Annotated in this window: 11 protein-coding genes; 7 read left to right on the top strand and 4 right to left on the bottom strand. The window is 72.7% G+C overall.

Going from position 1 to position 11556, the window contains the following annotated elements; genetic code table 11:
• Positions 1 to 87 precede the first annotated feature (87 nt).
• Entirely contained in the window at positions 88 to 411 is a 324-nt protein-coding gene (locus BG482_RS07285) for an antibiotic biosynthesis monooxygenase (protein WP_069768034.1), read from the bottom strand.
• Here BG482_RS07285 and BG482_RS46080 point away from each other — a divergent pair.
• From BG482_RS46080 to BG482_RS07265, 5 genes are all read left to right on the top strand, one after another.
• The gene (locus tag BG482_RS46080) at positions 367 to 837 is read left to right on the top strand and encodes a potassium-transporting ATPase subunit C (protein WP_370745759.1); all 471 of its coding nucleotides are present in this window, start codon (positions 367 to 369) and stop codon (positions 835 to 837) included. The genes BG482_RS07285 and BG482_RS46080 overlap by 45 nt on opposite strands.
• The gene (locus BG482_RS07280; protein ID WP_069768033.1) at positions 834 to 1592 is read left to right on the top strand and encodes an IclR family transcriptional regulator; all 759 of its coding nucleotides are present in this window, start codon (positions 834 to 836) and stop codon (positions 1590 to 1592) included. Before BG482_RS46080 ends, BG482_RS07280 begins: the two co-directional genes overlap by 4 nt.
• A gap of 111 nt (positions 1593 to 1703) precedes the next feature.
• Positions 1704 to 2858, top strand: a complete 1155-nt coding sequence (locus BG482_RS07275; RefSeq protein WP_079141645.1) for a PP2C family protein-serine/threonine phosphatase — start codon at positions 1704 to 1706, stop codon at positions 2856 to 2858.
• Positions 2859 to 2888: 30 nt separating this feature from the next.
• The gene (locus BG482_RS07270; RefSeq protein ID WP_069768032.1) at positions 2889 to 3704 is read left to right on the top strand and encodes a hypothetical protein; all 816 of its coding nucleotides are present in this window, start codon (positions 2889 to 2891) and stop codon (positions 3702 to 3704) included.
• Between the two features lie 336 nt (positions 3705 to 4040).
• On the top strand, positions 4041 to 5147 hold the full coding sequence (locus tag BG482_RS07265) for an NAD(P)/FAD-dependent oxidoreductase (RefSeq protein WP_069768031.1): 1107 nt from the start codon (positions 4041 to 4043) through the stop codon (positions 5145 to 5147).
• 95 nt (positions 5148 to 5242) lie between these two features.
• Here BG482_RS07265 and BG482_RS07260 read toward each other — a convergent pair whose 3' ends face one another.
• Positions 5243 to 7306, bottom strand: coding sequence for an acyl-CoA dehydrogenase (locus BG482_RS07260; RefSeq protein WP_107450408.1), 2064 nt, complete (start codon positions 7304 to 7306; stop codon positions 5243 to 5245).
• Positions 7307 to 7711: 405 nt separating this feature from the next.
• On the opposite strand from BG482_RS07260, the gene BG482_RS07255 reads away from it, so the two are divergent.
• Together BG482_RS07255 and BG482_RS07250 are read left to right on the top strand one after the other, a co-directional pair.
• Complete coding sequence (locus tag BG482_RS07255) at positions 7712 to 8395, top strand: ScbR family autoregulator-binding transcription factor (RefSeq protein ID WP_069768030.1); 684 nt, start codon at positions 7712 to 7714, stop codon at positions 8393 to 8395.
• A 264-nt stretch (positions 8396 to 8659) separates the two neighbouring features.
• A complete protein-coding gene (locus BG482_RS07250) occupies positions 8660 to 9898 on the top strand; it encodes a cytochrome P450 (protein ID WP_069768029.1) in 1239 nt (412 codons plus the stop codon).
• A gap of 249 nt (positions 9899 to 10147) precedes the next feature.
• Here the strand turns inward: BG482_RS07250 and BG482_RS07245 are convergent, their stop codons facing one another.
• Both BG482_RS07245 and BG482_RS43805 read right to left on the bottom strand, forming a co-directional pair.
• Positions 10148 to 11137 carry a chlorophyllase gene (locus BG482_RS07245; RefSeq protein ID WP_069768028.1) on the bottom strand — a complete coding sequence of 330 codons (990 nt, stop codon included), beginning with the start codon at positions 11135 to 11137 and terminating at the stop codon, positions 10148 to 10150.
• 231 nt (positions 11138 to 11368) lie between these two features.
• Positions 11369 to 11542 (bottom strand): hypothetical protein, encoded by a 174-nt coding sequence (locus tag BG482_RS43805; RefSeq protein ID WP_176741322.1) that lies wholly within the window; start codon positions 11540 to 11542, stop codon positions 11369 to 11371.
• Between the last annotated feature and the right edge of the window lie 14 nt (positions 11543 to 11556).

The following is an 11556-nucleotide window of genomic DNA, read 5'->3' as shown; positions in this document are numbered from 1 at the left end:
GCCGTCCCCGCCGCCGGCGCGCGGCATCGACCGGCTACGGCCCCGCGCCCCGGGGACCCCGCGAGGCCCCGCGGCGCGGATCGCGCGCTACGCGCTCCTGGGCCCCGCCTGCTGCGCCACCTCGAAGGACCACAGGGTGGATGCCGAGGCCGCCGGCTTGGGGCGTTCTCCCTCCGCGCCGCCCCCGTGCGCCGCCTTCATCGAGCCCCCGAGCCATGCCTGGAAGGACTCCTCGTCCCGCCAGCGGGTGTAGACGAGGTAGGTGTCGGTGCCCTCGACCGGGCGGAGCAGCTCGAACCACTCGAACCCGTCGGAGTCCCCGACGGCGTCGGCCCGTGCGGCGAACCTCTTCTCAAGGGTCTCCCGCTGTTCCGCCGGGACGGTCAGTACGTTGATCTTCACTACGCTCATGGCCCCATCCTCCCTCGTCCGCCGTCCGGACGACGGACCGCCCCGACGGCGCCGCCCGGGAACCGGCTGGGGCATCCGGCCTCGACCCCGGGCATCTCCCCGGCGTACGCCGAACCGCAGGCGCACCGGGTCGCCGCACGCAACCGTCCGCCCGTCCCCGAGGCGCGGAAGCCGGCCCGGGAACACGTCGCGGGACGCACCCTCGGCTTCGTCGGCGAGCCGCGCGTGAACGTCCTCGAACTCGACATCGCCCTCCGGCGACTCGTGGCCCGCGTCCGACGTCGGAGACCGTCGCCCGGGACGACCGCACACTGCCGGACGCGCCACCGCGGGGCCCGTGACCCGTGTCGTGGCGGTGTGCGGCGCGACGGGCCCGCGGCACGGGTGTTGCCTGCACCGGGTGTCCGGCGCACGCTGTTCGTATGAACGCGCGGGACGGCCCCACGCTGATCGCCTCCGTACAGCGAGCGTTCCGCCTGCTGGAGGCGGTGAGCGCGCACGACAACGGCGCGCCGGCGAAACAGCTGGCACGGGAGGCGGACCTGCCCCTGGCCACCGCCTACCATCTGCTGCGCACCCTGGTCCACGACGGCTACCTGCGCAAACTCCAGGACGGCGGGTTCATCCTGGGGGACAGGGTGCAGACGCTGCACACCGCGAGTCGCGGACAGGCGCTGCTCAGCCGGGTCCGCCCCACGCTCGCCGCGCTGCGCGACGAGCTCGCGACCGCCGCCTACCTCACCTTCTACGAGGACGGCGAGATCAGGGTCGCGGAGATCGTCGACGGACCCCGGACGCCCCGCGTCGACCTGTGGGTCGGATTCGAGGACGCGGGTCACGCCACCGCGCTCGGCAAGTCCGTGTTGCGCGAGCTGGACGACGACGCCCGCAAGGACTACCTCTCCCGCCACCACCTCGCCGACCTCACGCCGAGGACCATCACCAGCGCCCCCGAACTCCTCCGGCAACTGGACGCCTCTCCCGCGGCCCCGGGGGTCACGGATCTGGAGGAGTACGCCCTCGGCACGGTCTGCGTGGCGGTGCCGGTCTACAGCGGCGACACCCTCGGCTCGCTCGGCGTCTCCCTGCCGGTGGACCGGCTGCCCCGGCTCGAGGAGGTACGCGACCGGCTCCTCCCGACCGCCGGCCGCGTGACCAGGAGTCTTTCCCTTACCTTCTGATCGTTCACTATCTGAAAACCTGATCCTTGTGAGCAGCCGCGCCGACCCCGTTTCCTAAGGGAAACGGACATTTCAGATGTACCCGGCGCACAGGTGAGGATTACGGACCAGATGAGTCAGGCCCGCAACCATGACGGCGACCCCCGCTCGACGCGGCTGTTCGGACACCGGGTGGCGGCGGCAGGTCCGCTCCTGCCCGTACTGATCACCCTCGTCATCGGGCTCGTCTTCCTCCTCGGCGGAGCCGGGACGGTCTGGCTGCCGCTGTTGGCGGCCGGCCCCGCGCTGGCCGCCAGCACGGACGGACCGCGCGGCGTCCTCGGCGTGGGGCTCCTCGCCGCGGGCCTGGGCGTGGCGCTCGGCGCCCGCGACGGCGCCTCCGGGGCCGAGCTGGCCGCCGTGCCGGCCGCCCTGCTGGCCGTCACCTCGGCGAGCGCCCTGGCCGGCGCCCTGCGCTCGCGTCGGGAGCGGGTCCTCGCGGACGTCCGGTCGGTCGCCGAGGCCGCCCAGCACGCGCTGCTCAAGCCGGTGCCGCCGACGGTCGGTCCCTTCGAGGCGGCCGTCCGCTACAGCGCCGCGGCCGCCGAGGCCAGGATCGGCGGGGACCTGTACGCGCTGGTGCCCACCCCGTACGGCGTACGGCTGATCGTGGGGGACGTGCGCGGCAAGGGGCTGCCGGCGGTGGGCACCGCGGCGCTCGTCCTCGGCGTCTTCCGCGAGGCCGCGTACGACGAACCCGATCTGCTCGCCGTCGTCGACCGGATCGAGCGGAGTCTCGCGCGCAACCTCGGGGCCGACGACTTCGTCACCGCCGTGATTGCCGGCTGCCCCCGGCCCGGAGTGCTGGAAGTGGTGAACTGCGGACACGCGCCCCCTCTGCTGGTGCGTGCGTCGAAGGAGATCGAGGCGGTGGAGCCCGCGCCGCCCGCCCCGCCCCTCGGGCTGCGCGCCCTGACCGACCAGACCCCCGGTCTGCAGGAGCTGACCTTCGCGGACGGCGACCAGCTGCTGCTGTACACCGACGGGGTCATCGAGGCCCGGGACCGCGACCGCGCGTTCTACCCGCTCGTCGAAGGGCTCACGCGGCATCTGTCCGACGAGCCGTCGCGCACGCTCGGCGCGATCCACGACGAACTGCTGGCGCATGTCGGCGGTCGCCTGCATGACGACGCGGCGCTCCTGCTGATCCGCAAACCGGTCCCCTGCGCGCCTCCGGCACCCCAACTGCCCACCGCTGAAGCGGTGTTGGGGGACCGGGTGGGCTGACCGCGGTGGCGCGTGCGGCAGACTGTGCTCATGACACGCATGAGGAAGTTCGCCGCCGCGCTGTCCGCCGCGACGGCCGCGCTGCTCGCGACATCCCCCACCGCCTCGGCCGGTCCCACCGGCGTGCACACCCCCACCGCCTCGGCGTCTCCCGCCCGGCACGCCCCCTCCGTCCGGGAGAACTTCGACCGTCTCCCGCTCGGCCCGGTCATCGCGGGACGCGGCTGGACCACCGACGTCTCCGACGGCTCGCTGACCGTCGAACCGAGCTCCACCGGCCACGGCCGCGAACTGCGGCTGCGCACCGAGGGCAACGGTCACGCCTTCCTCGTGCTCCCCGGCCTCGCACCCGCCGGAAACAGTTTCTGGGCCCGTCTGCGGCTGCGGGTGGACCGGTTCCCCCAGGCCCCCGACTGGGCGCACTGGACCATCGCCGAGGCGTCCGGCTCCGACACCCCCACGCTGGTACGCCCGCTGGGCGGCCAGTACGTTCCCACCTCACGGGCGAACTTCTGGGGCGTCGGCTCCGACCTGGGCCCCACCGGCGACTGGACGGCATGGAAGACCTCCGCCCCGGCCACGGCCGACGCCTGGAGCTGCGTCGAGTTCCACCTCGACGCAGCGGACAACCGCGTCACCGTGTATCAGGACGGCGTCGAGCAGTCCGACCTGACCGTCTCCACGAAGGAGCACGGCGGCACGGCGGACGACTTCGTCTTCCCGCACTTCGACACGCTCAAGCTCGGCTGGCAGCTGTACCAGGCCGACCCCACGCCCTCCTCGTACGACCTCCGCATGGACGACGTGGCCCTGAGCACCCGGCGCGTGGGAGGGTGCCGCTCATGACGCGGGCCCGTCGGGCGAGGCACGCCGACCCTCGCCCGACGGGCCGCCGGGTCCGGGACGGGAAGCTCCCGCAGGGGCCACCCTGGTGGCGGCCATCGCCGTGATCGACGCCTGCAACCGCGTGAACGTCATCGCCCGCCGGCCGCGGGAGACTACCGGCCGGGCCGGTTCGGCCGAAGGGGGACCGGTGGGTTCGGCTTCACGGAATGTGCACACCTCGCCGGGTGAACTTTAGAATTCAAGCGATACGCTCGTCGCCAGTTCGAGCGATCGAGGAGTCCCCACCCACCGCGTCGCTCGCTCTCCCCCCATGCACCCCCTGCTCAGGAGACGCGCGTGCGCGACGGCGACGTAGTGGTGATCGGCGGCGGCTATGCGGGCGTCCGCCTGGCCAAACGGCTCGACTCGACGGCGCGGGTCACCCTGGTGGACCGCAAGGAGGTCTTCTTCCACCGCATCGCCTCCCTCCGGGCCGGTGTGCGCCCGGAGTGGTCGGTCACCCCCTTCATCCCGTACGACCGGTTGCTGCGCGACGGCCGGATGGTGGTCGGCAAGGCCGTGCGCATCGACACCGCTGCACGGCAGGTCGTCCTGGCGACGGGCGAGCGGCTCCCCTATGACGTGGTCGTCATCGCGTCGGGCGCCGACTACCCCGAACCGGCGCGTTTCACCGGCGTCACCGCCGAGGAGACGATCGAGTCGTTCGCCGTCCACCAGCGCAAGGTCGCCGCCGCCCAGCACGTCCTGGTGGTCGGCGGCGGCCCCTCGGGCGTGGAGCTCAGCGCGGAGATCCGGCTGGCCCGGCCGGACGCCCGCGTCACTCTCGCCCACGCCGGAACGACGCTGCTCCACGCCACCGGCAGCGAACGGGCCGGCCGCAAGGCGCTCGACTGGCTGCAGTCGCACGACGTGGAGGTCCGCCTCGGCTCGTTCATCTCCCCGGGCAACGATTTCGGCACCTACCGCGACGCGCACGGCGCGGTCATCGACGCCGACGTCTCCTTCTGGGCCACGGGCACCACCCCGAACACGCTCTGGCTGCGCCTGGCCGGACACGGCGACTGGCTCACCGCGAGCGGCCACGTCAAGGTCGACCGCAGGCTCAGGGTCCAGGGGTGGCCCGACGTCTTCGCGGTCGGCGACGTCAACGACGCCACCGAGCTGAAGATCACCCCTGCGGCGCTGGCCCAGGCCGACCTCGCCGCCCACAACATCCGCGCGTATCTGCACAGTTCCGGCAGACACCGCAGGGAGCCCCGGCTCTACCGGCCGCTGCGGCGCACCCCGCTCATCGTGCCCTTCGGCCCGGCCGACGGAATGACCCTGCTTCCCGTGCCGGGCGGTGAGAGCGCCGTGCTGGGCGGCCGGACCTCCGTGCTGGCCAAGGCGAAGACCCTCATGACCCCGTACATGAGACGCCAACTCGGGTACACCGCCACTTGATTGGCTTGAGTCGGTTGATTGGCTTGAGTGGCCAGCCGCCTCCGGGTCCACGGCCCGACCCGCGCGGTCCTCTGCCGTGTGCGCGGCCGCCCTCGCTACCGCATGCCGTCCGCCCCGCCCTGACGCCCGGCGTCGCCCTGTAGCAGCGGCAGCGCGTCGAGGTACTCGGATGGGTGGTCGAAGGCGCGGGTGAGGGTGGTGAGACGGGGCTGGAGGCGGTGGGTGAGGTCGTCGATCGCGGCGGGGAACTCGTGGACGTGATGCGCGGCGATGTGGCCGTCGGCCAGCAGGAGGCCGGTGTGCGGGGCGAGTTGGCCGAGCAGGAAGAGGGCCGTGAGGTCGCTGAGGACGCCGTGGGCCGGCTGGTCGGTGGTGCGGGCGAGAGCGGAGAGCAGGGCGTCGGCCGCCTGGAGGGCGGTGTGGACGTGGGCTCGCTGGAGGGCGGGGCCCGAGGCGGTGTTCCAGCGGCCCTGGGGGTCGTGGGCGGGGCCGTTGCGGAGTGCGCGCCGGGCCTGGGCGTGGAAGGCGTGCTCGGTGTGGGCGAGCAGTTCGCGCAGGAATCGGGGTTCGCTGAGGTGGGCCGGGCCCTGGTCGGCGACCGGCGGGGCCGGCGGGTGGTGCAGGAGTTCGGCGGCCGCCTTGGTGGAGATGAGAAGGTTGTCGCCCTCCGCGGTGATGGTCCCCTCGATGTACTCGGGGAACCCGGCGAGGTGATTGGCGGGCAGCAGCCCCTGGGCGCCGCAGCGTTCGCGTGCTTCGAGGGCGATGGTGCGCGCCTGCCAGGTGATCCACGCCTTGGCCAGGGCGATGACGCGTTCCAGGCGGTCGCGGTCGTCGGCGGTGTGCCGGTCCCACGCGGCGGTGAGGGACCGGTGGAGCAGGGTCATGGCATAGGCGGTGGCCACGGCCTGCAGGAGCCTGCCGTGGTGGGTGCGGTGGGCGTTCACCGGAATGCGCTGGCCGGGCCGCGGGCCGCTGACATGGCGCTGGTCGCCGTACCGGACGGCGATGGCGAGCGCGGCGCGGGAGGCGCCGACGGCCGCCGCGCTCATGCAGAGCTTGCCGGCGGTGACGCGCGCGATGGACGTGAGGAACCGCTTGCGGCGGTTGCCGAGGCTGCTCGCGAAGGCGCCGTCGGCCCCGAGGCGGCCGTGCTCGCCCTGGAGCAGGGCCCGGCCGGGCAGGGGGAGATGGTCGAAGGAGGTGAGGCAGTGGTCGACCGGGGCGTTCGGGCGGAGCGGGAGGGGTTCGACCGTGACGTGGGGGAGGGGGCCGTCGCGGTCGGTGAGCGGCGTCAGGAAGAGAAAGATGCCGTGGTCACGGTCGTCGACGAGGAGGCGGGCGGCGACGACGGCCGCCTTCGGACCGCCCAGGGTGCTGGTGTTGGGCATGAACTTCGCGGCGCCCGGATGCGGGGTGTGCAGGACGAAGCCGCCCGTCGCGGGGTCGTGGCGGGCGATCGTCTCCAGGGCGGTGGCGTCGTTGCCGTGGTCGAGTTCGGTGCACAGGAACGTGCCGATACGGCGGAGGGAGGTGAACTCGCTCAGGTCCCTCGACGCGTGGTCGGCGTGGTCGAGGATGCTTCCGAGGAAGAGGTTGTAGTGGATGCTCGCGACGGTGGTGAGGCCGCCGCCCCCGTCGACGATCGCGGCCCATTCGTGCAGAGCCGTGAGCAGGGCCGGGTCGTCGGCGAGGGACACGGGGTCGTCGAGCGTGTCGTTGACCAGACGCAGCCAGGCGTAGGACTGCTCGGCCCGTTGCTCGGGCGTCAGATCGGGCCGGTGCCGGAAGGCGTCCTGGGCTATGAGGCGCCGCCAGGGCGCGTGCACCCGTGCCCGGTCGCCGTCCTGGTCGAAGAGCAGCCGGGTCAGCTCACGGGCGATCGCCTCCTCGGGCTCCCCCGACCCCTCGGCGTTCGGTTCCCGGGCGGCCGCGGCCGTGGCCGTGGACCGGTCCGAGGACGGGCCCGGCGGGGAGGCCTGGCCGACGTGCTCCGGTATGGCCCGCCCCGGTACGGCCTGCTCGGGAATGGCGTGTTCCTGTTCGGCCTGTTCGGCCTGTTCCTGTCCGGCACGGTCCGGTCCGGCCTGATCCGGGACGGGGTCGGCTCGGTGCGGCCCGGTGGGGCGCTCTGTGTTGTGAAATGCCAGAAGGGCCATGACCCTCTCCCCCGTTGGTCGCAGATCCGGATGCTGGACGTCTGGATGCGCAGTGAGCCAGAAGATACGGACCTCCCGGTTTTGTTATCAAGTCGGAAATCGGCAAACACCACGGGTGAGAATGGCGTGATCCGAGGGGTGGCCGTGGCGAAAGCCCGTTCGCCGTGCCGCAGTTCTTCCTGATGAGCAGGGGAAGGACGGGGCAGCGGGGTCCTGGTCCAGGCGGGAGCCGGGGAGCTGAGGTGTCTCGTTCCGCCCGGCCGGGGCGCGGGGCGGGAGTGACACGGGGCCGGAGGTGGCGACCCTCGCGGGTTTGCGGGCCGGGAACCGGCGAGGTGGCACAGGACAAACCTGTCGGTATATTTTCCGGAGCCTGAAACGCGGGAGCTACCTCGGAGGTAAGGCGTGGCGCTGCAGGAACGGGCCGTGCGGACGAGACGGGCCGTCCTCGTCGCGGCCGCGGCGGTGTTCGCGGAGGTCGGGTACGAAGCGGCGACGATCTCGGAGATCCTCGCCCGGGCCGGCGTGACCAAGGGGGCCTTGTACTTTCACTTCTCCTCCAAGGAGGAGCTCGCCCAGGCGGTCCTGGCCAGTCAGCTGGGTGCGATCCCGGCCGTGCCCGCGCGGGAGTTGATGCTGCAGCAGGGGCTGGACGAGGCGTTCGTCCTGGCTCATCTGCTGGCGGTGGGCGACCCGCTGGTGCAGGGCAGTATCCGTCTCACGGTGGACCAGGGCGCGCACAGCGACGGACTGGACCGGCAGGCGCCGATGCGCGGATGGATCGCGCGCAACGCCGAGCTGCTGGGGCGGGCGAAGGCCAGGGGCGAGCTGCTGCCGCACGTCGATGTGGACGCGGCCGCGCGGATGTTCGTGGGCGCGTTCACCGGGGTGCAGGTGCTCTCCAAGATCATGACAGGTCATGCGGATCTGCCGGAGCGGGTGACGGACCTTCAGCGGCACCTGATGGCGGGGGTCGCCGTGCCGGCGGTGCTGCTGCAACTGGACACCGCGCCGGACCGGGGCGCCCGGGTCTACGAGGAGGCCGTGCAGGCCGGTTGGGGGACCGCGCAGCCGCAGGCGGCGGGGTGAAGACCGCGGGCGGGGCGGGAGCCCGGCCGCCGCGGAGCGGCTGAGGCGACGCTCGGGGGCCCACGGACCGGCGCGGCGCCGGTGGCGGTGGGGCGTGAGAGGCGTGAGGGCGAGGGGGGTTGGGCGGGGCGTGGCGCGGGGAGGGGTGGGAGGTGAACGGTTGTCCGGGACGCCGTCGTGTGTTCCCGCGGGGGCGGGGGGAGCCCCCGGCTGGCGGCAACCGGCCATGCCGACGTGTGCAGGACGAAACCGGGGAGTACGACCATGGATGCGACTGTGTGCCCTTACGCCCTCGACGTGACGGGGCGTGACCTCCCGGGCGAGGCCGCGATGCTGCGGGCCAAGGGACCGGCCGTCCGCGTGGAACTGCCCGGGGGAGTGGTGGCCTGGGCGGTGGTACGGCAGCAGTACGTGGAACGGCTGCTCACCGACCCCAGGGTGTCGAAGGACGCACGTCGGCACTGGCCCGACTTCATCGAGGGAAGGATCACCGAGGAGTGGCCCCTGTACCCGTGGGTGGCGAACGAGAACATGCTGTTCGCCTACGGCGCCTCCCACACCCGGCTGCGCCGGTTGGTGGCCGGGGCGTTCACCGCGCGCCGCTCGGAGGCGATGCGGCCGCGGGTCGCGCAGATCGCGGCCGAACTCGTCGACTCGCTCGCCCGGTCGGGCGGGACGGGATCGCCGGTGGACCTGCGGACCGGGTACGCGGAGTTGCTGCCGATGCGGGTGATCTGCGAACTGTTCGGAGTGGAGCAGGGCGAGGACACGGACGCGCTGTGCACGGCGCTGCACACGGTGTTCGGCACGACGATCAGTGGTCAGGAGATCGAGGCGGCCCGGCTGGAGGCGTTCGTCAGGCTGTCGGAACTGGTGAAGGCCAAGCGGGCCGAGCCCGGCGACGATCTCACGTCCCTGCTGATCCAGGCACGTGACCAGGACGACCGGCTCAGCGAGGAGGAACTGCTGGGCACCCTCTTCCTCATGATCGCCGGCGGTCAGGACACCACCGCCGCCCTGATCACCAACGCGATCGGGGCGCTGCTGCTGGCTCCCGGGCAACTGGAGCACGTCCGGGAGGGTCGCGCGACCTGGGAGGACGTGGTCGCCGAGACGATGCGCGTGCACACCCCCGGGGCGTACTCGCCGATGCGTTTCGCCGTCGAGGACATCGACCTGGACGGCGTGCTGATCCGCAAGGGGGAGGCCATCCTCGTCTCCTTCGCGGCCGGTGGCCGGGAACCGGAGCGCCACGGACCGCACGCCGACCGCTTCGACCTGCTGCGCAAGAACCGCGACAGCCTCGGCTTCGGTCATGGACCGCATCGCTGCATGGGCGCTCCGCTCGCCGCGGTGGAGGCGGAGAGCGCGTTCGCCGCGCTCTTCGCACGCTTCCCCGAAATGGAACTCGCCTGCCGGCCGGAGGAACTCCAGCCGATGGCGAGCTTCTTGATGAACAGTCACCGCTCGTTGCCGGTCCTGCTCGAGCCCCGGCATCCGTGAACGGGGCGCCGCTTTCCGGGATGATCGACCGTTGCCCCTTCCCCGGCCGGTCCGGGGCCGGCGGGGGTGATCATGGACTGCTCACCCGGAGCCGACGCACCCCGTTCCCGGCGGACGAGATCGCGCGGACGCCCATCGCCTGACGGGGAAGGGGTGAGTCTGGTCGCCGACCTGATGCGCGGCGTCCGCGCCTGACCGGCCTGTTCCGGCCGGCTCGCCCGGCCTGTCCGCCCGGTCTGCTCCTGCGGCCTATGCGGCTTCGGTGGGCTCGGCTTCGTCGTGCTTGGCCTCCACGCGGCCGACGGCGTGCGGGCCGGTGGTGAGCGCCTCGCGTGCCGTCTGCCAGGCCGGGGCGCCCGGATAGAGCCGACTGTGCAGATAGGCGGCGGTCAGTTGCTGGACGGCGGCGACCCGCGCCGGGTTCTCGTCGGTCGTCTCGGCGACGTCGTACCCGGAGACGCCGCCGAGTCCGTGCTCGGCGTCGAAGAGCGTCAGCAGGGTCTTGGGGCCGGGGGAGAGCCGGTAGGGGTCGATGTGCCATTCCGGGCCGTTGACGGTCAGGTGGGCGGAGTCGTCCTTGTCGCCCGCGACGACCAGCGTCGGCGTCGTCATCGTGGAGAAGTCCGTGGTCAGCAGGAAGCCGAAGTTCTGCGCCACGGTCTCGGTGAGGGCGTCGCCGCCCCGGCCGGGCGCGGCGAGCAGGACGCCTGCCTTGATCCGCGGGTCGGCCAGGTTCACCTGCGTCCCTTCGTCGGGGTCGGTGAGGCGGGCGCCGAGCAGCAGGCTCGCGGTGTGTCCGCCCATGGAGTGCCCGGCCACCGCCACCCGGTCGCGGTCGAGGCGTCCGGGGAGCTGCGGGACGGCGGCCTCGATCGCGTCGAGCCGGTCCAGGATGTGCCGCATGTCCTCGGCGCGTGAGCGCCAGTACAGGGGAGCCCCGGGGGTGTCGGGGGCCAGGGTCAGCGTGCTGGAGCTCAGGTGGGTGGGCTGGATGACGGCGAAGCCGTGTGCGGCCCAGAAGTGGGCGAGCGGGGCGTATCCGTCGAGCGAGGACAGGTGGTGGGAGTGCCCCTGGCCGTGCGAGAGGAGGATGACCGGCAGGTCGTCCCCGGTGACGGGCGCGGTGATGCGGAGCTGGAGGTCCACGGGCCGGCCGGGAATCGGCAGTGTGATCGGGCTGACTGACAGGACGGCGGTGCGCGGGCCGAAGGCGTGGGCTGAGAAGGCCGGTTCACTCATGGTGCGGGTTTCCCTTCGATGGCCCCCCGGGGCGCCGGACGCGGAGACCGGGCGACGGGGTGGCGGGCAGGAGCAGGCGTCCGGCCCGGGGCAACCCGAAGCGGAACGTTGCTCCGTTTAATGTACGGAACGCGGTTCCGTTTCGTCAACGCAAGGGCCGCCGGGGATGCGAGACACAGGCGAGGGGACTCCGACCCACCGCACCGGGGTCGTCGGCCCGTCAGCGGCCCGTCAGCGGGTCAGCCGGTGCCTGCGCCCGCCCCGGCGGAACCGGACCCCCGCGTAGACCAGATCGGCCAGCAGCACGACCGCGCCGATGATCAGCAGGTAGAACAGCCCGTGGGCCGCGAATCCGATGATGCCCAGGACGAGGGCGGCGAGGATCAGGAACAGGAACAGGCTCATCGGCTCTCCCGGCG

The sequence above is a fragment of the Streptomyces sp. LUP30 genome (genome assembly GCF_001746365.1).
Taxonomy (GTDB): Bacteria; Actinomycetota; Actinomycetes; order Streptomycetales; family Streptomycetaceae; genus Streptomyces.
Note: the sequence above shows the minus strand (reverse complement) of the source record. Positions and strands in the feature narration are given on the sequence as shown.